At 34.0% G+C, this 21,011-nt stretch carries 20 protein-coding genes; all 20 read left to right on the top strand.

Features of this window, described 5'->3' with window-relative positions:
• Positions 1–12: 12 nt before the first annotated feature.
• Positions 13–666 (top strand): acetyltransferase, encoded by a 654-nt coding sequence (locus RLT85_RS05360; protein ID WP_311401007.1) that lies wholly within the window; start codon positions 13–15, stop codon positions 664–666.
• Between the two features lie 885 nt (positions 667–1,551).
• The gene (locus tag RLT85_RS05355; RefSeq protein ID WP_311401006.1) at positions 1,552–2,040 is read left to right on the top strand and encodes a UpxY family transcription antiterminator; all 489 of its coding nucleotides are present in this window, start codon (positions 1,552–1,554) and stop codon (positions 2,038–2,040) included.
• 184 nt (positions 2,041–2,224) lie between these two features.
• Complete coding sequence (locus tag RLT85_RS05350) at positions 2,225–2,512, top strand: GIY-YIG nuclease family protein (protein ID WP_311401153.1); 288 nt, start codon at positions 2,225–2,227, stop codon at positions 2,510–2,512.
• A gap of 142 nt (positions 2,513–2,654) precedes the next feature.
• Complete coding sequence (locus RLT85_RS05345; protein WP_311401152.1) at positions 2,655–3,641, top strand: SDR family oxidoreductase; 987 nt, start codon at positions 2,655–2,657, stop codon at positions 3,639–3,641.
• A gap of 23 nt (positions 3,642–3,664) precedes the next feature.
• Entirely contained in the window at positions 3,665–4,717 is a 1,053-nt protein-coding gene (rfbB, locus tag RLT85_RS05340; protein ID WP_311401005.1) for a dTDP-glucose 4,6-dehydratase, read from the top strand.
• Positions 4,714–5,592, top strand: a complete 879-nt coding sequence (gene rfbA, locus RLT85_RS05335; RefSeq protein ID WP_311401004.1) for a glucose-1-phosphate thymidylyltransferase RfbA — start codon at positions 4,714–4,716, stop codon at positions 5,590–5,592. The genes rfbB and rfbA overlap by 4 nt, the downstream gene beginning before the upstream one ends.
• Before the next feature lie 4 nt (positions 5,593–5,596).
• Positions 5,597–6,169, top strand: coding sequence for a dTDP-4-dehydrorhamnose 3,5-epimerase (gene rfbC / locus RLT85_RS05330; protein WP_311401003.1), 573 nt, complete (start codon positions 5,597–5,599; stop codon positions 6,167–6,169).
• The gene (rfbD, locus tag RLT85_RS05325) at positions 6,162–7,073 is read left to right on the top strand and encodes a dTDP-4-dehydrorhamnose reductase (protein ID WP_311401002.1); all 912 of its coding nucleotides are present in this window, start codon (positions 6,162–6,164) and stop codon (positions 7,071–7,073) included. The genes rfbC and rfbD overlap by 8 nt, the downstream gene beginning before the upstream one ends.
• Positions 7,054–7,968 (top strand): WaaS/CpsH family glycosyltransferase, encoded by a 915-nt coding sequence (locus tag RLT85_RS05320; RefSeq protein ID WP_311401001.1) that lies wholly within the window; start codon positions 7,054–7,056, stop codon positions 7,966–7,968. The genes rfbD and RLT85_RS05320 overlap by 20 nt, the downstream gene beginning before the upstream one ends.
• Positions 7,969–7,979: 11 nt before the next feature.
• Positions 7,980–9,416, top strand: a complete 1,437-nt coding sequence (locus tag RLT85_RS05315) for a lipopolysaccharide biosynthesis protein (protein WP_311401000.1) — start codon at positions 7,980–7,982, stop codon at positions 9,414–9,416.
• A gap of 113 nt (positions 9,417–9,529) precedes the next feature.
• Entirely contained in the window at positions 9,530–10,783 is a 1,254-nt protein-coding gene (locus RLT85_RS05310) for an oligosaccharide repeat unit polymerase (RefSeq protein ID WP_311400999.1), read from the top strand.
• A gap of 220 nt (positions 10,784–11,003) precedes the next feature.
• Complete coding sequence (locus RLT85_RS05305) at positions 11,004–12,107, top strand: glycosyltransferase family 4 protein (protein WP_311400998.1); 1,104 nt, start codon at positions 11,004–11,006, stop codon at positions 12,105–12,107.
• 172 nt (positions 12,108–12,279) lie between these two features.
• Positions 12,280–13,446 carry a CapA family protein gene (locus RLT85_RS05300; RefSeq protein ID WP_311400997.1) on the top strand — a complete coding sequence of 389 codons (1,167 nt, stop codon included), beginning with the start codon at positions 12,280–12,282 and terminating at the stop codon, positions 13,444–13,446.
• Positions 13,447–13,448: 2 nt separating this feature from the next.
• Positions 13,449–14,783 (top strand): phenylacetate--CoA ligase family protein, encoded by a 1,335-nt coding sequence (locus RLT85_RS05295; RefSeq protein WP_311400996.1) that lies wholly within the window; start codon positions 13,449–13,451, stop codon positions 14,781–14,783.
• Positions 14,780–15,901 carry a glycosyltransferase gene (locus RLT85_RS05290; protein WP_311400995.1) on the top strand — a complete coding sequence of 374 codons (1,122 nt, stop codon included), beginning with the start codon at positions 14,780–14,782 and terminating at the stop codon, positions 15,899–15,901. The genes RLT85_RS05295 and RLT85_RS05290 overlap by 4 nt, the downstream gene beginning before the upstream one ends.
• A 6-nt stretch (positions 15,902–15,907) precedes the next feature.
• Positions 15,908–16,918: a polysaccharide biosynthesis protein gene (locus tag RLT85_RS05285; protein WP_311400994.1), complete on the top strand. Its 1,011-nt coding sequence runs from the start codon at positions 15,908–15,910 to the stop codon at positions 16,916–16,918.
• Positions 16,919–17,082: 164 nt separating this feature from the next.
• Positions 17,083–18,207: a non-hydrolyzing UDP-N-acetylglucosamine 2-epimerase gene (wecB, locus tag RLT85_RS05280; protein ID WP_311400993.1), complete on the top strand. Its 1,125-nt coding sequence runs from the start codon at positions 17,083–17,085 to the stop codon at positions 18,205–18,207.
• Between the two features lie 5 nt (positions 18,208–18,212).
• The gene (locus RLT85_RS05275; protein ID WP_311400992.1) at positions 18,213–19,076 is read left to right on the top strand and encodes a dTDP-4-dehydrorhamnose reductase family protein; all 864 of its coding nucleotides are present in this window, start codon (positions 18,213–18,215) and stop codon (positions 19,074–19,076) included.
• 1 nt (position 19,077) lies between these two features.
• On the top strand, positions 19,078–20,259 hold the full coding sequence (locus RLT85_RS05270) for a glycosyltransferase family 4 protein (protein ID WP_311400991.1): 1,182 nt from the start codon (positions 19,078–19,080) through the stop codon (positions 20,257–20,259).
• A 134-nt stretch (positions 20,260–20,393) separates the two neighbouring features.
• Positions 20,394–20,840, top strand: a complete 447-nt coding sequence (locus tag RLT85_RS05265; protein WP_311400990.1) for a dTDP-4-dehydrorhamnose 3,5-epimerase family protein — start codon at positions 20,394–20,396, stop codon at positions 20,838–20,840.
• The last annotated feature ends 171 nt before the right edge of the window (positions 20,841–21,011 follow it).

Here is a 21,011-nt window from a genome sequence, read left to right as displayed (position 1 = left end):
TGAATAGTGAAGATGAAAAATAAAAATAAAAATAAACTTTTAATTATAGGAGCCGGAAGTGTGGGGGGGCATTTGGCCGTTAATTTAAAAAATTATAATGATCGCTTTGAAGTATTAGGGTTTTTAGATGATGATAAAGAAAAGATTGGAAATGAGTTTGTAGGATTTCCGGTGCTGGGAGACTTAAATTCAATTACTAATTATGATTCAACAGTTCAAATTGCCGTAGGGATCGCTTTTCCATTCATTAAATCGGAAATCATCAAAAACTTGAAATTAAAAGGCTATTATAATTTTCCGAATTTTATTTCAAAAAATGCTTGGATATCTAATTTAGTGCGTATTGGAGAAGGGTGTATAATTTACCCTGGCACTTCTGTAAACTATAATTCAATCATAGAAAATTTTGTGGTTATGAATATGAACTGTGCTGTAGGCCACGATTGTGTATTAAAAGATTATGTGAGTCTCGCTCCCAATGTTTCTTTAGGAGGTAACACAACGATAAATGAGCTAACTGAATTGGGAATAGGTTCAAATAGTCTGCAATGTATCGCCATAGGAAAAAGGGTGGTAGTAGGTGCTGGAGCGGTGATAACTAGGAATTTTAAAGATAATGTGATCGTAATAGGGAATCCTGCTAAGATTATTCGAAATAATAATTAGCTTTAAGTAGTTTCACTTATAAGTATAAATTTGATTAAAATAGTACTGGTGATAGAAGCTCTTAATATTAGCTGGACTAGATCGAGAAAGAATTTTAGGTTATCTCATAAAAACGTTTGAATTCAGTTTTCCGAAATTAATTTTTATATTTGACTATGAAAATTAATTAAAAACACTCAACTATAATTGGACAAATTTAGATTAAATATAGGATTTAAAAAACCTCTTCTATGATTTCCAAAAAGGGCTTGCCATCTTAATAAATAAGCAGGATTGACAAATACTACCTTTCCCTCTTCATCCTCAATTTGATTTTCATTCTGTCGTTTCAAGCTGTTTTGAACCCTATAAAACAAGAGAAATTTTTAACTCCATTTCTAACTTCCAGCTTCCACTTTTTTTCCATAAGTTCTAGCTGAAACCGTTGTCGGTCTAATTTTTTCATTATAAAAAGATCTTTCATTTCTTTAAGTACAGTTTATTCGAAACTTGATTTAAAATCTTATCTTGAGTAGGACGCTTTCGTTGGCATCGTATCCCGAAAGCAGTTTTAAAACTCAATTTTGAGAAATTACAGACCAAAGAAGCAATCGAATACGATTTGAAAGAAATTTGGGAAAGGGGAAAGACGACGTTGAAATAATAAATTAAACGAGACTCTTTATTCTTTTCAAAATAGTACCGTTTTCTTTTAAGATTTTTGCATATCAAAATATTCTAGACAAATATGTTACTCTGGATTCAAAGAGGAACTATGGGCAATACGTCTTTATTCTAAAAAATTAAATGAATTTTAAAAAAGAAAAGAAGGCAACTATTGTAAGTTAAAAGTTGCAAAGGCATTTTTTTGTGTAACTTTGCAATTTAAAGCAATAGTAAGCATTCATGAGCTGGTTTGTATTGTATGTAAAGAGCAGAGCAGAAAAAAAAGTAGCCGCTCGATTAAACGAGCAGGGTTTTATGGTTTTTTGTCCCATAAAAATAGAGAAACGCAAGTGGTCAGATCGAATTAGAAAAGTAGAAGTCCCTTATTTCAAATCCTATATTTTTATTCGATGTGAGGAGAAACAAGCCTCAACAGTTTTAGCTACCGCAGGTGTCGTTCGCAGGCTGTTTTGGCTGTCTAAACCAGCAGTGATCTATGAAAAAGAAATGCAGGAGGTGATACAGTTTTTTAGTACAAACAAGAGTGCTAACATAGAGTACGAAACATTTGCAGTAGGAGAAGAAGTATATATTGAAAAAGGAAAACTGCAACACCGGAAAGCAGTGGTACTTAAAAATGATAAAACCAAAGTCATCTTAAGCTTGCCTGTATTGGGTTGTTGTTTTAAAGTGACTTTGGCCAAAAATAAAATAGGAAGAACAACTTAGTTTTCTTCTGTTTAGCAACCTGATTTTAATTTGGTCTCTGGGACTGAAAAGGCGAAGCCATGTTAAATTTGCTCCACTAGCGTTTCACAAAACCACATCATCATCAGTTCGATTAGAAACATAAAGTTCTGAGGTTTTAAGTTTTGTATCGAGAACGAGAACTAGAACACCAGAAACCTGAAACCTGAAACTATCATTCGTATATATTTTAAAATGTTCTGATGATACTTATTATACAGGTGTGACTTCTAACCTTGAGAAGCGTTTGGAAAAACATCATTCTGGATTTTATAAAGACAGTTACACTTATAAAAGAAGGCCTCTGGAATTGGTTTTTTATGCTGAATTCACCGATATAAATATTGCTTTTTTGAAAGAGAAACAAATTAAGAAATGGGGCAAAGCCAAAAAAGAGGCCTTAATAGAAGGTCGTTACGAAGATTTACCCAATTTGGCTAAAAAGAAATTCTAGGTCTCGATACAATCCCGATGAAAAATCGGGATCACTCGACCTGACGTCTGAACAGAACATCAACAGCGTCAGTTCGAGTGATTCTAAAATTTCCCAAGAAATTTTAGAATTGTATCGAGAACGAGAACACAAAACACAACAAATGAATTATACCAGTCTAAAAAACAAAAAAGTCCTAGTAACAGGAGGTGCAGGCTTCATAGGTTCCAACTTATGTGAAGAACTTTTAAACCAACATGCCAAAGTTACCTGTCTCGATAATTTTGCTACAGGACATAAACACAACCTAGATGCGATTATCGACAACGCCGACTTTACCTTAATTGAAGGTGATATTCGCGATTTGGACACTTGTCACAAGGCTTGTAAAGACCAGGATTATGTGTTGCACGAAGCCGCTTTAGGCTCGGTGCCACGTTCTATAAATGATCCTATTACCAGTAACGAGGTGAATGTTAATGGCTTTCTAAATATGTTGGTAGCTGCCCGCGATGCGGAAGTGAAGCGCTTTGTTTATGCCGCAAGCTCCTCTACTTATGGCGATTCAGAAAACCTGCCCAAGGTAGAGCACGTAATAGGAAAACCCTTGTCGCCCTATGCCATTACCAAATATGTAAATGAGCTCTACGCCGACATTTTTAATAATGCGTATGGCTTAAATACTATTGGCTTGCGCTATTTTAATGTATTTGGCCGCAAGCAAGATCCAAATGGGGCCTATGCCGCAGTGATCCCAAAATTTGTGATCCAACTTATGAACCATGAAAGCCCAGTGATTAATGGTGACGGTACCTACTCGCGTGATTTTACGTATATCGATAACGTGATTCAGATGAACCTTTTGGCGCTGACTGCCGAAAACAAGGAAGCCGTAAACCAGGTCTATAACACGGCAGTTGGCGATCGAACTACTATAGTAGAACTTACCCAATTGCTCAAAAAGAACCTGGCTAAATACGACGCCAAAATTGCCGAGGTTGAAATTAAACACGGCCCCAACCGCGCCGGCGATATCCCGCATTCGTTGGCTTCTATAGAAAAAGCAAAAGAAAAATTAGGCTATGACCCGCAGTTTAAAATAGAGGCGGGAATTGGTGAAGCTGTAGATTGGTATTGGGAGAATTTGTAATTGTAAATAAGAAAGATTTTATTATGAATAAGAAGATATTAATAACCGGCGGAGCCGGGTTTATAGGTTCGCATGTCGTTAGATTATTTGCGAATAATTATCCTGATTGCCATATTTACAATTTAGATTCTCTTACCTATGCGGGGAATATGGAGAATTTAAAGGATGTAGAAAATAGAAAAAATTATAGCTTTCTAAAAGAAGATATCACAGATGAAGATAGAATTTTTGAGCTATTTCAAAAACATAAGTTTGATACCGTAATTCACTTGGCAGCTGAATCGCATGTAGATCGTTCTATAACAGATCCCCTCGCTTTTGTTCGAACCAATGTGATGGGGACTATGAACTTGTTGAATGCAGCATTGGAAATATGGAAAGAAGATTTCTCTGATAAATTATTCTACCATATCAGTACCGATGAAGTTTATGGAACCTTGGGTGAAACAGGCTTGTTTACCGAAACAACTTCCTACGATCCAAATTCCCCATATTCTGCCTCCAAGGCAAGTAGCGATCATTTTGTGCGAGCTTATGGAGAAACTTACGGATTGCCGTATATTATTTCAAACTGCTCTAATAATTATGGCCCAAATCAATTTCTGGAAAAATTAATTCCACTTTTTATCAATAATATTCTTACAGAAGAAGCACTTCCAGTTTATGGTGACGGCAAATATACCAGAGACTGGTTATATGTTTTAGATCACGCCATCGCAATAGATTTAATCTTTCGTGAAGGAAAATTAAAGGAAACTTATAATATTGGCGGTTTTAATGAATGGCAAAATATTGAACTAATCCAACTTCTATGTGAGTTGATGGATGAAAAGTTAGGGAAGAAAAAGGGGAGTTCTGCCAAATTAATAACTTACGTTAAAGACAGGCCAGGCCATGATAAGCGGTATGCTATAGATGCTACAAAAATTAACGAACAACTCGGTTGGAAACCTTCTGTAACTTTTGAAGAAGGTTTATCAAAAACTATCGATTGGTACCTGGAAAATGAGAAATGGTTAAGCCATGTAATTTCTGGCGATTACCAGGATTATTATAAAAAACAATATTCAAAATGAAAGGAATTATTTTAGCCGGAGGATCTGGCACACGTTTATATCCCATAACAAAAGGAGTCTCTAAGCAACTTTTGAATATATACGATAAACCGATGATCTATTACCCTTTATCGGTTTTGATGTTAGCGGGAATCAAAGAAGTTCTTATTATTTCAACGCCTAATGATTTGCCAAACTTTGAGAAATTATTGGGTGATGGAAACGATCTAGGAATGAATTTTCAGTATAAGGAACAACCTAGTCCAGATGGCTTAGCACAGGCTTTTATCTTAGGGGAGGATTTTATAGGGGATGACGATGTGTGTTTAGTTTTAGGAGATAATATTTTTTATGGCCATGGGTTTAGCAATTTGTTAAAACAATCGGTAAAAAATGTTGAGGAGAATAACAAGGCAACTGTTTTTGGATATTACGTAAATGATCCTAATCGATATGGTGTTGCGGAGTTTGATGAAAAAGGAAATGTTATAAGTATAGAGGAAAAACCTGATGACCCAAAAAGCAATTACGCAGTGGTAGGGCTTTATTTTTATCCGAACGATGTGGTTGAGGTAGCAAAAAATGTAAAACCTAGTAACCGTGGGGAATTAGAGATTACTTCGGTTAACGAAGCTTATCTAAAACAAGAAAATTTAAAAGTAGAGTTGATGGGTCGCGGATATGCCTGGTTAGATACCGGTACGCACGAGTCTATGCTTGAAGCCTCAAATTTCATACACACTATAGAAAAAAGACAAGGATTGAAGGTTAGTTGTCTTGAAGAAATTGCTTTTGAGAAAGGATATATTTCAAGGGAACAATTATTGAAATTGGCCGAACCATTAAAGAAAAATGGTTACGGTCAATATTTGTTAAAGCGTGCTGATAAAAGATAATAGAATGGAATTTATAAGAACTGAAATCCCGGACGTGGTTATTTGTAAACCACAAATTTTTGGAGATCATCGAGGTTATTTTACAGAAACTTATCGGAAGGATAAATTGGAAGAATTTTTAGGTTATAAAGTTAACTTTTGTCAGGACAATGAATCCAAGTCATCTTATGGTGTTTTGAGGGGGATGCATTATCAAAAACCTCCGTTTACCCAGTCAAAATTAGTGAGGGTTATAGAAGGACGCGTTCTAGATGTTGCTGTAGATATGAGAAAAGGATCTCCCCATTTTGGCAAAAGTGTGGCGATAGAACTCAATGCTAAAGATGGAAACCAATTATTTGTTCCTAGAGGTTTTGCTCATGGTTTTATAGTGCTTTCTGCTACGGCTACTTTTGCCTATAAATGCGATAACTATTATGCTCCTAATTATGATACCGGTTTTCTATATAATGATGAGAGTCTGAATATAGATTGGCAGGTGCCTGAAAACGATTTGCTATTATCCGAAAAAGATAAAAAACAACCACCGTTTTCTCAAGCGGAAGTATTCGATATAAATAAAAATCTATATGATTAAGAACATACTGGTTACAGGAGCAAACGGACAACTAGGCTCTGAAATAAAGCAACTTTCTGAGAGTTTATCGAACTATCACTTCACGTTTACCGATGTAGATGAACTTGATATTACTAATAAACAAGATATAGAAAGTTTTATAATTGCTAATAAAATACATATTATTATTAACTGTGCAGCTTATACAGCAGTAGACAAAGCGGAGTCTGAAAAGCAGTTAGCCGATGAAATAAATCATTTTGCAGTAAAATATCTTGCAGAGGTAGCCAAAGCAAAGCACGTACAATTAATACATATTTCAACAGATTATGTGTTTGACGGGAAGGGTTTTAAACCGTACACCGATGAAGACGATAAAAACCCATTAAATGTTTATGGTAAAACAAAATTGGAGGGTGAAAAAGCTTTACTGGAAATAAACCCGGAAGGAGCAGTAATTGTTCGCACATCATGGGTGTATTCTTCTTTTGGAAATAACTTTGTTAAAACTATGTTGCGTCTGGGGGAAGACAAAATGGAGTTAAATGTAATCTGCGATCAAGTTGGAGCACCAACTTATGCTCGTGATTTAGCATCTTGTATTCTTCAAAACTTATTGGATCCCACAAATAAAGAAGCAATGGTTTATCACTTTACCAATGAAGGGGTTTGTTCATGGTATGATTTTGCCTTGGAGATCATGAGTTTAGGAGAAAAGGAATGTAAGGTAAAGCCTATTCCTACTTCTGCTTATCCCACCCCTGCACAAAGACCTTTTTATTCGCTTTTAGATAAGAGCAAAATAAAAGAAGATTATAATATTGATATTCCTTATTGGAAAAGCAGTTTAAAAAAATGCATAGAAAAAATCCAAATTGATTCAAGTGAAAGTTTAAACTTCAAAGATGCTAAGCAAGAAAAATAAAACACTTATTATTTACGATTCTTTTCAATATTTTGCCCCGTTTTTTAGAGGCAAAGGTTACCCAACCTACAAAACACTTAGGGATATTGATACATTGCAAAAAGTAGCACGGAAAATTTCACTAAAACTTGGGGTATTTAAGAATTATTGGTTTGATGATTGGAGAAAAAATCTTACAGAAATTGATACTGTTATAATTTTTGCTTCTCAGCATCCTTCTCCAGTTAAATTTATTAATGAAACTAATCCAAACATTAGGATCATCTACTGGTACTGGAATCCAGTTGAAAAATGTGTGCATCCTAATACAATTCCAGATAAATTATGTGAAAAATGGTCTTTTGATCGTGAAGATTGCCTCAACTATTCCATGGAGCACAATACCACGTTTTACTTTGACACCATTGAAATTCCAGAATCTGAGATTCTTTTTGACCTATTTTTTGTAGGTGTAAACAAAGGAAGAAAAGCGGCCTTAGATAAAATAGGCGATAAAATGGAAGAGCGCGGTTTAAAGCCCCACTTTTATATTGTTGATGATAATTGGAATAGCCGAAACTACAGAGGTGATTATCCGCCAATTAATTATCCTGATTATTTAAAGCTCGTAGGACAAAGTAAAGCTATTTTAGATTATGTACAAGAAGGCCAAAATGGGTTAACACTTAGACCGATGGAGTCTATTTTCTTTAAAAAGAAATTAGTAACTAATGATGAAACAGTAAAACAAGAAGATTTTTATAACCCCTCAAACGTATTTATCCTGGGAGTTGATGACTTAAATAACCTAAAAGAATTTTTAAATTCCCCATATGTCTCTCTTGATGCGTCAATTACAAGAAGATACGATGTTGATTATTGGATAGAACGTTTTAACGAGAATTACAATAAATAAGGTTAATTTATATGAAGGAGTTTATTAAATCTTTCTTTTCTTTTGGTTTGGCGACCTCTATTCAAAAGATGATGGCCTTTTTATTATTACCGGTTTATACGCGGTATTTTACAACGGTAGAATTTGGAGTAATAGATCTCATTCAAGTAATTTTGGGTATCGCTTCCATATTTGCAATTTTACAGCTAGAAACGGCCATGCAGCGTTATTACTACGAATTAAAGGGAAAATTAAAGAAAATATTTATTTCGACTATTTTTATTGTAATAGTATCTTTTTCAATCTTTTTAACCCTTGTTCTCTTCTTTTTTTCGGCACAAATTTCATCACTTATTTTTAAAACGGTAGAATATTCAGGATTAATAGAGCTAGCTTCCTTTCAATTACCGTTCACCAATTTTTCTATGTTGGCTTTTATTCTTTTAAGGTATGAGAAAAAAAATAAGAGTTTTGTTTTTCTTATGTTAGCTAAGGTACTTTTAATGCTTGCTTTGGTATTGGTTTTGGTAGTTTGGTTAAAAATAGGCATAGAAGGTGTTTTTTATGCGCAATTGGTAAGTCTCGCTGTATCCTCAATACTTATATTTCTCGCTGTAAGAGATTATCTGGCATTAAAAATGTCAATTCCACTTTTTAAGAAAGCGTGGAAATATGCCATGCCTCAAATTCCGGCTCGTGTGGGAAGTGTATCCCTATCTTATGCAAACCGATTCTTTATGGTAAGCTTCTTAACCGTCGCTTCAATAGGTGTATATTCATTATCGTTAAAATTGGCTTCGGCTATCCAGTTAATTTATTCAGCCTTTATTATGGCCTGGGCTCCTTTTATGTTTGAACAGTTAAAAAAGCCAGACCATAAAACCACTTTCGCACATACCTTAGGGCTAGCTTCAGGACCACTTTTTCTCTTGGTGTCTTTAATATCTCTGTTCTCGAAAGAGCTAGTTGTTTTAGTGGCTTCTCAAGAATTTTATGAATCACACCATTTTGTAGGCGGCTTGTCACTATATTTTTCTTTATTTATTATTAAAGAAATTGTAGATATAGGACCCAAAGTTTTAGAAAAAACAAAATTTTTATCTTATACATTTTTTGTATCAGTAATTATTAATATTTCAACATTATATTTCTTAATACGCTCCTTTGGGTTATATGGAGTGGTCTATTCTATGTTGATTACCAATACGGTTTTAGTGGCTTTAAGCTGGTTTGTATCCAATAAATTATACTATATCCCTTTTAAGATACCAAAGTTTATAATGTTAGCCTTACCAGCGTTTTTTCTAGCCATCTATTCCATGTACCAATTGCCAAACATATGGTTTAAAATACTAATTTCCTTTGTGCTCATTGGATACTATGGGTTTGTTTTTTGGAAAGACTATAACATATTTAGGACTACCATAGCAAAGAATAGGGAGTTGGAGGTATTAGGAACTACAGTTTAAAATTTCATTTTACTTTCTAAAGGATTTATTAGAATTAACACTCGCGAAATAATAAACAGGAAAGTTCCAAATTGTATTTATAGTAATCAAATTAAAGTCGCAAATTCGCATATATGGTAGTGCTTCCTTTTATATACTTTACTCTCTTATTAATATTTATCTATAAAAGACGAGGGTTTAACATTGGTGCGTATGTTGTTTCTATTTATTCGCTTACGAGCTTTTTTGCCTTATTGATGGAGATTAGTAGTCTTCGTCCTTATGTTCTAAAAAATTACGAAATAGGTGTTGTTCCTACTGTATTATATTGTTTTTTGTTAACATTGACAATTTGGCCTTTTTACAATTTTAGAGGTGAAAGAATCTTAACAATAGGACTTAATAAACCTAAATCATTTAATAAAATTGTTTATTTTTATTTTGGTTGTTTTTTGTTAATAGTAGTTTCAGCGGCTGGCAATATTGTTCAAATTCTAAAAGGGGATTTGGGAGCACTTAGAATTGCAAAATCCCGTGGGGAGGCCATTTCTGAAGATGTTGCGACCGGTGGGCCATTTCATTCTGTAATGGTTTTAGCGAATTCTTTTGGAGGTTTCTCAATCATAATGCTGCTTTTCTACTTTTATAGTATTTGCTTTTTAAATAAATCTAAATTATTCAACACTATTATTTTATTATCATCTATGTCCATTATTATAATTGGAATTTTGGGAGTAGACCGATCAAAATCAATTTATTGGTTAATTTCTTATGGATTGATGCTGGTTATTTTTTGGTCACATATGACTAAAAGACAACATAGAAAGATTTTTAAAATTACGGGTATTATATTAGGTCTTATAGGTTCCTATTTTTTAATGGTTACATTTTCCCGATTTGGTGAAGGAGAAAATGGGAGTCAAGATTCTATTATTTCTTACGCTGGTCAATCGTATATTTATTTTTGTTACTTTTTTGACAATGTAGATTATGGACAATTTTCGTTGCAAAGAATTTTTCCTTGGTTTTATAATTTATTTATTGATAATGGGATAAACAGTACAGTAGAATTAAATTCTGCAATATTGGGCAAAACTGGCACATATGTTGGTGTTTTTTCTACTTTTATTGGAGATATTATGGTGGCTTCAGGTAAATTGGCAGCGATTATATACTGTTTTTGTTTATTTATCTTTTCAAAAAAAATATTACATTTTAAAAACAAAGTTTATTACCAATTTTACGAAATGTTATTTTTATTCTGTTTAATTAGTATTCCCATGTTAGGGCTTTTCACCCATTTCTATGCCTCTCACTCTAGAACCATACCATTCCTTTTCTTTATTTTTTATGCCTTTTATCTAAGGCTAAATCTTGTTGTGAGATAAAAGAGATCATATGAAAACACTTATTGTCGGTAACGGTTCCATAGGAATACCAATTTTTATATTAATAATCATACCGGTATTTTACAAAAACCGGATAAGGAGTTTGCGGCGAGTTTTACCCAAAATTCCAAGCAATACGATCAAAACAACAATCTCCAGAACTTTAATTTAGCAGTTTAAATTTCCTAAACTTTTGAAGATTAACTTTTAATTTAAAACAATGAAAACACTTATAGTCGGCAATGGTTCCATTGGAGTCTCCAATGAGAATAACACCGCTTACATAACTAAAAATACTGGTAAGTTTCTAAAAAGACTAAAAACAAAATTCGATATACACTTTTTAGACTTCCAAAGTAAATATGATAATAATAATAATATTTTAAATTTTGATTTAAATAGTAATGAAATTAGCCATGCTGTTTTCGGCAACAAAAGAAATCCACTTTCTTATTTCAAGCTTATCTATTTGATTTCAAGAGTTGATTATATTTATTTATTTTATCCGGCAACTTTAAGTAGAATGGTGGGGATGATGGCGGTTATTCTGAATAAACCTTTTGGTCTTTATATTCGTGGACAATATTATAATCAAAATAAAACAGATCGATATATTCTTAAAAGAACAAAATTCATACTGACTATTTCGCCGTCCTTTGCACAGGACATGTATAAGTTTTGTCGAAGGGTAGAGGTTATAAAACCCATGATAGATATAGATTTAAGAGATTTTAAACGGAACCGTGCTTATAGCCTTCCTGAAAAATGGAACCTTCTTTTTGTAGGCAGGGTAGAAGAGCGAAAAGGAATTTATGAACTGATAGAAATAGCAGAAGACCTAAAAGCAAATTCTATTGACTTTACCCTAAATATTGTTGGGGGAGGAGATTTATTTGTGGAAGTAAATAAAAAAATAATAAATTCAAATCTTCAGGAAGAAATTATTGTCCACGGTTTGATTTCAGATAAGAATCAATTAAAGGAGCTATATGACAAAGCTCATGCCTTTGTATTTACCTCGCATGATGAAGGTTTTCCCAGGGTGCTTTATGAAGCCATGGCCAGTGGGCTGCCAATATTCACCACCTTTGTTGGGGGCATTTCGGGTAGGATGAAACATCTTGAAAATTGTATAGAAATTCCTGTAAAGAATGCAAATGGGGCAGGAGCGATAATCAGCGATTATTTAACTGATGAAAAGATGTTGGAAGAAATTGGTAGGAATGGGCAAAAAACCCTAGAAAAAATTATTGATGGCTCCCTTTTAACTCATGAAGACTTGTTAGTAAGAAATATTAATACAGCAGAAGACATGAAACTCTAAATTTTTGTTAGGAATAGATTAAATGCAAATTTAATCGCAAAATAATTCCCTTAAATAAAAGGTATCATGAAATCAAGAGGTGACTTTTAGATTGCTTCAATAATTTGCAAATTCGAATTGGAGCTTTTCTTGTTCTATCGAAATTTTTAGTAAACTTTAATTCAAATTAAAAATGAATTCAACTTCAATTCTTATTACTGGCGATTTTGCTCCCCAAGGCAGAGTATTAGAATCAATACAGAAAGAAAAAGCCCAAGGAATTTTCAATGATTTCCAAGATTATCTTTGTTCATCCGATATAAATATTACAAACTTAGAGTGCCCATTAGTTTCGAAAGCTGAAAAAATACAAAAAACAGGACCATATTTAAAAGCTCCTGTTGAAAGCATAAATATTTTAAAGGAAGGTAAATTCGATATTGTAACTTTAGCTAATAATCACATTTTGGATTATGGTTTTGATGGTTTAAAAACAACTATAGAAACTTGTAAAAAAAATGGGATAAAAACCGTTGGTGGGGGATTAAGCAAGAATGAGGTTAGTAAGCCCTTGATTTTGATTAAAAACCAAAAAAAAATTGGTTTGATTAATATTGCTGAAGAGGAATTTTCTGTAGTATCCACTGGAGACTATGGAGCAAACCCTTTCGATATTTCGGTTGTATATAAAACTATTACAGATCTAAAAGGAAAAGTAGATGTTATTATAGTAATAGCTCATGGAGGACATGAGTTTTATAAATATCCGAGTCCCGAAATAGTAAAAAGATATCGGTTGCTTATTGAATTTGGCGTCGATGCCGTTGTAGGTCATCATCCGCATTGTCACAGTGGCTTTGAAAAATATAATAATGGATTAATTTTTTATAGTTTAGGTAACTTCAGTTTTGACTGGCCAGAGATGAAAAAAAGTGGCTGGAATGATGGGTACGCAGTAAAATTGAATATTGAACAGGACAATAGTATTAATTATGAGATTATTCCTTATAAACAAGGAGATACAGAGCCAGGGGTACGTTTATTAAAAGCTGAGGAAAAAAAGAGATTTTTAAAAGAATTAAATAAAATTAACGATGTAATCCAATCGGAGGAATTATTAATGAACGAATGGCAAAAGTTCGTTGATTTCAATATAGATCAATATCTAACCCTTATTCAACCAACATCTCGAATCGTGAAAGCTTTTCAGAATAGAAAAATTTTACCTAAAATTTTCTTTACCAAAGAAAGAAATAGGTTGCTCTTGCTTAACTTGATTCGTTGTGAATCGCATAGGGAAATGCTTACAAATGTTTTAAAAAATTATGGGGATAAATCAACAAAAAAAACTGGTTTATAATTATGAGCCACTTATCTAGCTTTTCATTTATTCTTAAAAATACTTTACTTCGGAATAAGGCAATTCAGAAATATAAAGTATTCAAAGAGAATGATCTAAAGTCTAAAAAAGATTTAGAATTATTAAACTGGGAAAAGCGAAAGAATATAGTTTATTATGCTTATGAAAATATCCCGTTTTATAAGGAATGGTATAATAAACACAATTTTCATCCAGACCAATTAAAAGTTCAAAATGATTGGGATTTGGTTCCAATCATAACTAAAGAAGATATTAGAGATAACTATAATAAAATTATAAACCCCAATTTTGATCAAAAGCGACATATCGTTTCGAGCACAGGAGGAACTTCTGGTGCTCCTTTAAAAGTGTTGCATGATAAAAATAATTACAATGATGTAAATGGATGGCGGGTAATGAAATGGTGGAATTTATCTATAAGTCCTAATATTGCCTTTGTATTTAGATTAACTCGAAGCTCGAAAATGAACATTTTGCTAAATAAATTAATGTGGTTCCCCACTAAAAGAATTTTTTTAGATGCCAGTAGCGTCAATGATAAAAAAATTGAAAAATTTATATCTCAACTAATCGAGAATAAAACTATTGTTTTACAAGGCTATACTGGAGCATTGAATGAAGTAGCTAATTATGTGTTAAAGAATAGGATTAAAGTCGGAGGGATTCAGGCTGTTTGGTGTACCTCCTCACCGTTAACAAAAAAAATTCGAAACAATTTAAAATCAGCATTTGATGCTGAAGTTTATGATCAATATGGGTCTGGGGAGGTTTATTGGATTGCAACAGAATGTGACCATCATGACGGATTACATGTTCATTCGGACATAAGACATGTTGACATAATAGACGATAAGGATAATAGCGTAAAAAATAGCACTTTGGGGAATTTAGCGATAACGGATCTGGATAACTATTTATTTCCAATTATTAAATATAAAAATGGTGACTTATCGCTAATAAAAAAAGAAAATTGTGGATGTGGAAAGCCATATCCACTTTTAGAAAAAATATATGGTAGGACTACAGATTTAGTGAAGTTACCTAATGGAGGATTTATTGCAGGAGATTATTTTACTACAATATTTGACGATTACCCTGATGAGGTTGATGGATTTCAAGTACATCAGAAAACTGATTATAGCATAGACATTAATATTAAATCAAAAGGTGAATTAAACAATAAAATAATTAAAAATATCAAATCTATTATAAATCAGAAGACCAATAATATTGTTTCATTGAGGGTTAATGAGGTGGAAGAGATTAACAATAATTCGGCAGGTAAAAATAGATTTGTGATCAGCGACATTCAATGAAAATTTTCCATCCTCTTTTATGTTATTATCCCTCGCAGGCTGGTGGCCCTGCTAATACCTTGTATTGGTTAAATACGGCTTTAGATAAAGCACAATTTGAAACCAAAGTAATAAGCAGCAATTTTGGCTTAGAGAATAAAGCTTCTTTAGAGGCCATTGGGCAAAACATTAGTACTGCCCACCATAAAGTGCAATTTTTAGATAGTGGCGGAACTGCTTTTGTAAAAAAAGGGTTGACCGCGGTAAAGCAAAGTGATATCATTCAATTTTCCAGCTTGTTTTTTCCGCCCACATTACCTTTGTTGGTTAAAGCAGTAATCCAGAAGAAAAAGGTAATCATTTCGCCCCGTGGAGAACTTTATTCTGCAGCACTTTCCATAAAATCTAAAAAGAAAAAAATATGGTTACAGCTTATAAAGGTTTTTCAGTCTAAAATTCATTTTCACGCCACCAATGAGTTTGAAAAAGGAATTATTCAGAAATATTTTCCAAAGGCCGCCGGGGTGGCATTAATTCCCAATTACATTAAAATGCCTAAGAAACAACCGCTGGATATTGTTGAGAATCAACTATTGTTTATAGGAAGGATTAATCCCATAAAGAATATAGATGTTTTAATAAAAGCTATTGACAAAGCACAGAAAACTTTAGGCAGGGAAGTTAAATTAGTTATAGCGGGTTCGGCGCGATTGCCGTATGAAATAGCATACGAAAATAAGTTAAAACACTTGGTTAAAGATCTGGAGCTTCAAAAGTCAGTCACTTTTTTAGGGCATGTCCAGGGAGAAGACAAAGACAAATTAATAGCGCGTTCGTATGCCCTCGTTCTACCATCAGAATCCGAAAATTTCGGCAATGTTGTTTTAGAAGCCCTAGCGCAAGGAACCCCTGTAATCGCTTCTAAAAACACTCCCTGGGAAAGTTTGGAAAAGACGAATTCTGGATTTTGGGTATTGCCTAGCGTAGATGAATTGTCTAAAACAATAGTAGGATTCTTGGATATGAGCGATGCTGAATATAAAGAAATCCGTAAAAATGCTTACAGACTTTGTAGTGAAAAATTTGATATAGGTTCAAATAGCAATGTTTGGGCAGATTTTTATAAAGAAATAAATTAAAAAGCCATGTTCAAAAACAAAACCCTTTTAATTACCGGAGGTACCGGTTCTTTTGGTAATGCCGTATTAGACCGCTTTCTGGATTCAGAAATTGGGGAAATCAGGATTTTTTCCAGAGATGAAAAAAAACAGGACGATATGCGTAACCTGTATAAAAATGATAAAATCAAGTTTTATATAGGCGATGTACGTAATAAAAGTAGTGTAGATAATGCGATGCGTGGTGTAGATTACGTATTTCACGCCGCCGCTTTAAAACAAGTCCCCTCTTGTGAGTTTTTTCCTTTAGAGGCTACCAAGACCAATGTAATAGGTTCAGAGAATGTGGTACAGGCAGCTATAGCACACAAAGTAAAAAAAGTAATTTGTTTAAGTACAGATAAAGCGGCCTATCCTATAAACGCCATGGGGATTACCAAGGCATTAATGGAAAAGGTTATTGTCGCGGCTTCACGAAATGTACCTAAAGAAGACACCACCATTTGCCTTACCCGGTATGGTAACGTTATGGCATCGCGAGGCTCTGTAATTCCGTTGTTTGCCAAACAAATTAAAGAAGGAAAAGATTTAACCGTTACCGATCCTGAGATGACGCGGTTTTTAATGTCTCTTGAAGAAGCGGTAGAATTGGTAATTTTCGCTTTCAAAAATGGCAATCAGGGCGATTTGTTTGTACATAAAGCCCCTGCCAGCACCATTGAAGATTTGGCCAAAGCGGTGCGCAATGTTTTTAAAGCCGATAATGAAGTACAAGTTATTGGTACACGGCACGGGGAAAAACTTTTTGAAACGCTCTGTACCCGTGAAGAAATGTTAAAGGCAGAGGATCTTGGGGGTTATTACCGTATCCCTGCAGATAATCGCGATTTGAACTACGGAAAGTATTTTGACAAAGGCCAAAAAGGAATTTCTGAATTCGAGGATTATAACTCGCATAACACCAAAAGATTAAATGTACAAGAGATTGAAGAATCTTTGCTGAATCTTGGTTATATTCAAGAGGAGTTGAAGAATTAAATCCTCGTCCGTCAGTTCGAGTGTTTTCTATGAGTGATAACGAAGAGAAAATGTATCGAGAACCGAGTGAAACACAAAACCAGAGGTCTCGATACAATTTTGTTTCACTATCGTTTCACAAAATCACTCGACCTGGCGACAATTCAAAACAAAAAATTAAAAATATGATAAAAGTAATGACCATTGTGGGCACGCGGCCCGAGATCATTAAGTTAAGTGAAGTAATAAAAGAGCTCGATGCCCACACCGAACATATTCTTGTGCATTCTGGACAAAACTATGATTATGAATTAAATGAGGTTTTCTTTAAAGATCTCGGTCTGCGAAAGCCGGACTTTTTTTTAGAAGCTGCGGGTGCTAATGCTGCAGAAACTATTGGAAATGTGATCACAAAGTCTGATGCTATCCTGGAGGAGCAAAAACCGGATGCCGTTTTGCTATATGGCGATACCAATTCTTGTTTATCGGTAATCTCTGCTAAACGCAGGAAAATTCCAATTTTCCATATGGAAGCGGGAAATCGTTGTTTTGACCAACGTGTGCCGGAAGAAATAAACCGTAAGATTGTAGATCATTTAAGTGATATTAATATGCCACTTTCAGAACACGCACGTAGATACCTGGTAGCTGAAGGCTTACCTGCAGAAACGGTTATTAAAACCGGCTCTCCAATGATGGAAGTCTTGCAAAAACAAATGAAGGCCATCAACGCGTCTGATGTTTTGAATAGAGAGCAATTAGAAAAAAGAGGGTATTTTATTGTTAGCATTCACCGCGAGGAAAATGTAGATTCCGAAGAGAATTTTAATGATTTAATGGAATCTCTAAATGCGATAAGCGAACACTTTAATAAAAAGGTGATTATCTCTACGCATCCCAGAACCCGGAAAAAGTTAGAAGAAATAGGTTTTGTAAGCAAGAACCCCAATTTAGTCTTTTCAAAGCCCTTCGGTTTTCACGACTATATCCATTTGCAAAAGAATGCGTTTTGTGTCATTTCAGACAGTGGTACCATAACCGAAGAGTCTTCGATCTTAAATTTACCGGCTATTACTATTCGCCAGGCACATGAACGCCCTGAAGGTATGGATGAAGGTACTTTAATCATGACGGGCTTAAAAAAGGAACGTATTCTTGAAAGTATTTCCGTAGTGATCTCACAATTTACCGAGGGAGAACGTAATATTAAACTGGTTGCAGATTACGATACCCAGAATGTTTCAAAAAAAGTTTTGCGAATCATCCTATCATATACCGATTATATTAACCGAACAGTTTGGAAAAAATAAATGTAATGAAGAAGAAAGTTTTAGTTTTAGGAGCAACCGGCATGTTGGGACACCAGGTAGTGTATCGTTTGGATAATAATCCAGATTTTGAAGTAGTAAATGTGTCTTATAGAAATAAACTAAACTCCAATACAATAATTCTGGATTTAAATAATAAATCTAAACTTGAAGATTTGCTAAAAGATGAGAAACCAACTTATGTAATAAATTGTGTTGGAGTATTAATAAAAGGAGCGAATTCTAATCCGGCCAATGCTATTTATTTAAATTCTTATCTGCCTCATTTCCTGGCTCAGGTTTGTGACGACATCAATGCGAAATTAATTCATATTTCTACAGATTGTGTGTTCTCGGGTGATAAAGGAGGCTATACAGAGAAAGATGAGAAAGACGGGAAAGATATTTACGCTAAAACAAAGGCGCTTGGTGAAGTGGAAAACACAAAACATCTTACCCTTAGAACGTCTATTATTGGCCCCGAATTGAAAGAGAATGGAGAAGGTCTTTTTCACTGGTTTATGGAACAGGAGGGAGAAACCAATGGTTTTACCCAAGCAATATGGAGTGGGGTAACGACTACAGAACTTGCTAAAGTAATAGAACAAAGTATAAAACAAGAGCTGCAAGGTTTATATCACGTTACTAATAGTAAGTCTATTAATAAATTTGAGCTTTTAAAACTGTTTAAAAAAGAAACCGGTAAAGCGGTTAAAATTAATGAAGTTGAAGGAAAAGCTGTAAATAAATCATTTGTAGATACCCAAAGAGATTTGAAAAGAATTATACCATCCTATGCAATTATGGTTCAGGAGATGGTGCAATTTATGAAAGAGAACCCAACTTTATATAAAAATTACAACTTAGGATAGCATGAAAGTCTTGCTTTTAGTTGACGATTATTTACCACATAGTACTAAAATTGGTGCAAAAATGATGCATGAATTAGCTATGGGATTGCTTGAACGTGGTCATGAAGTCGCCGTGGCTACTCCAGATTTTAGGATAAAATCTGGATACCAGGAAGAAAAGATAGATGGTGTTCGGGTTTATAGGTTTAGATCACCCAATGTTAAACATGAATCTAAGGTAAAACGTGCATTAAATGAAACTGCACTTTCCTTCAACGCATATAGGAATCTAAGACCGGTTTTTAATTCCATACAATTTGACAAAATAGTTGCATATTCCCCTTCCATATTTTTTGGGCCATTAATAAAAAAATTAAAGAAAAAATGGAACGCCAAAAGCTATCTTATTCTGCGGGATATTTTTCCGCAATGGGTTATTGATCAAGGAATTGTTAAGGAGAAGTCTCCTGTGGTAACTTATTTTCGGAAATTTGAAAAGATAAACTATGCAGCTGCGGATAGAATAGGATTGCAGTCTCCAAAAAATCTTGAGTGGTTCAATGCGAAGTTTGGGCTGCAAAAAAAGACGGAAGTTCTTTTTAATTGGAGTAGTGAAACTCCAATAAATATCCCGTCCGACTCTTTTAAAAGAAAAAACAATTTAGGGGATAAAGTAGTTTTCTTTTATGGAGGCAATATGGGCGAAGCACAGGATATGATGAATTTGGTGCGGCTTGCAAGAAACCTTAAAAATGAAGATAAAGCTCATTTTGTTTTTGCCGGTTCGGGAAATGAGTTTCATTTGGTAGAAGAAGCCATAAAAACTTTTGAATTATCTAACCTAACGCTCCTGAAGCCTGTTTCCCAGAAAATATATCGCGAAATGCTAAGTGAGTTTGATATTGGCTTGTTCAGCTTGCATAAAAGTCATTCTACGCATAATTTTCCTGGTAAATTGTTAGGATATATGGCACAAGGCCTGCCTATTTTAGGTAGCGTGAATAAAGGTAACGATGTTTTGGAAGTTATTGAAAATGCTCAGGCCGGTTATGTTTGTTTAAACGGCGATGATGAGGTGTTTAAGGATAATGCACTCAAGTTACTTCAAAATAATACTGAACGAAAGCAACTAGGCTTAAATTCCAATAGATTGTTACAGGATAAATTTTCAGTGCAATCATGCATTGAAACAATTTTAGCTTGATTTGCACCCTTTCCTAAGTTTGAGAAATCCGGCAATGACTAACATAGAGTTCTTCAATTCTAAAAAAGTCTAGAAAAAGCACAATTAACCTGATTAATACATTCTCGATTAAATTATTTCGGCAGAAAACTATTATGGACAATAAAAAATTACAGTTAATTAAAGGAAACGAGCATACCGATCACCGTGGCACGTTGTGTTTTATAAATGATTTTAATATGTCTTCTATTAAGCGGATGTATACCATAACGCATCCTTCAACCTCTATTGTGAGAGCATGGCAAGCCCATAAAATGGAGTCGAAATATTTTAAATGCATCAAAGGTCGCTTTTTAATAGCAGCCGTGGCTATTGATAATTGGGAAAATCCTTCTAAAAAGCTTCAGGCAAAAACATTTATGTTAGACGCTAAGAATACCGAAGTATTGCAAATACCCGCAGGGTACGCCAATGGTTTTAAAGCTCTGGATGCAGATGCTCAACTTTTGGTGTTTTCCGATAAGGGTTTGGAATCAGCAAAAAATGATCAATTTAGGTTTGATGAAAATTTATGGATGAATTGGAAAGAATATATTAATTAAAAATTCCAGCTACAAATTAACGTTATTTTAGCTCCACAGACCTGTCGAAGGCTAGCTTAATCAACAATAATATATTTTTTACAATCCATTAAATTAGAAGTTATTATTGTATTAGTAAAAACAAAGTACTGTTAAGGGCTTGGGCATGCTAGCATTTACGAAACTTGTAAT

Origin of the sequence: Mesonia ostreae, from assembly GCF_031845265.1 — a bacterium.
GTDB classification, from domain to species: domain Bacteria; phylum Bacteroidota; class Bacteroidia; order Flavobacteriales; family Flavobacteriaceae; genus Mesonia; species Mesonia ostreae.
The sequence above is the reverse complement of the archived record's forward strand: the minus strand, read 5'-3'. Positions and strand labels throughout refer to the sequence as shown.

What these genes read in the sequence shown, in the direction of transcription:
- RLT85_RS05360 (WP_311401007.1), top strand. Translation starts at nt 13, where the DNA reads ATGAAAAATAAAAATAAAAATAAACTTTTAATTATAGGAGCCGGAAGT.
- RLT85_RS05355 (WP_311401006.1), top strand. Translation starts at nt 1,552, where the DNA reads ATGAGCTGGTTTGTATTGTATGTAAAGAGCAGAGCAGAAAAAAAAGTA.
- RLT85_RS05345 (WP_311401152.1), top strand. Translation starts at nt 2,655, where the DNA reads ATGAATTATACCAGTCTAAAAAACAAAAAAGTCCTAGTAACAGGAGGT.
- rfbB (WP_311401005.1), top strand. Translation starts at nt 3,665, where the DNA reads ATGAATAAGAAGATATTAATAACCGGCGGAGCCGGGTTTATAGGTTCG.
- rfbA (WP_311401004.1), top strand. Translation starts at nt 4,714, where the DNA reads ATGAAAGGAATTATTTTAGCCGGAGGATCTGGCACACGTTTATATCCC.
- rfbC (WP_311401003.1), top strand. Translation starts at nt 5,597, where the DNA reads ATGGAATTTATAAGAACTGAAATCCCGGACGTGGTTATTTGTAAACCA.
- rfbD (WP_311401002.1), top strand. Translation starts at nt 6,162, where the DNA reads ATGATTAAGAACATACTGGTTACAGGAGCAAACGGACAACTAGGCTCT.
- RLT85_RS05320 (WP_311401001.1), top strand. Translation starts at nt 7,054, where the DNA reads ATGCTAAGCAAGAAAAATAAAACACTTATTATTTACGATTCTTTTCAA.
- RLT85_RS05315 (WP_311401000.1), top strand. Translation starts at nt 7,980, where the DNA reads ATGAAGGAGTTTATTAAATCTTTCTTTTCTTTTGGTTTGGCGACCTCT.
- RLT85_RS05310 (WP_311400999.1), top strand. Translation starts at nt 9,530, where the DNA reads ATGGTAGTGCTTCCTTTTATATACTTTACTCTCTTATTAATATTTATC.
- RLT85_RS05305 (WP_311400998.1), top strand. Translation starts at nt 11,004, where the DNA reads ATGAAAACACTTATAGTCGGCAATGGTTCCATTGGAGTCTCCAATGAG.
- RLT85_RS05300 (WP_311400997.1), top strand. Translation starts at nt 12,280, where the DNA reads ATGAATTCAACTTCAATTCTTATTACTGGCGATTTTGCTCCCCAAGGC.
- RLT85_RS05295 (WP_311400996.1), top strand. Translation starts at nt 13,449, where the DNA reads ATGAGCCACTTATCTAGCTTTTCATTTATTCTTAAAAATACTTTACTT.
- RLT85_RS05290 (WP_311400995.1), top strand. Translation starts at nt 14,780, where the DNA reads ATGAAAATTTTCCATCCTCTTTTATGTTATTATCCCTCGCAGGCTGGT.
- RLT85_RS05285 (WP_311400994.1), top strand. Translation starts at nt 15,908, where the DNA reads ATGTTCAAAAACAAAACCCTTTTAATTACCGGAGGTACCGGTTCTTTT.
- wecB (WP_311400993.1), top strand. Translation starts at nt 17,083, where the DNA reads ATGATAAAAGTAATGACCATTGTGGGCACGCGGCCCGAGATCATTAAG.
- RLT85_RS05275 (WP_311400992.1), top strand. Translation starts at nt 18,213, where the DNA reads ATGAAGAAGAAAGTTTTAGTTTTAGGAGCAACCGGCATGTTGGGACAC.
- RLT85_RS05270 (WP_311400991.1), top strand. Translation starts at nt 19,078, where the DNA reads ATGAAAGTCTTGCTTTTAGTTGACGATTATTTACCACATAGTACTAAA.
- RLT85_RS05265 (WP_311400990.1), top strand. Translation starts at nt 20,394, where the DNA reads ATGGACAATAAAAAATTACAGTTAATTAAAGGAAACGAGCATACCGAT.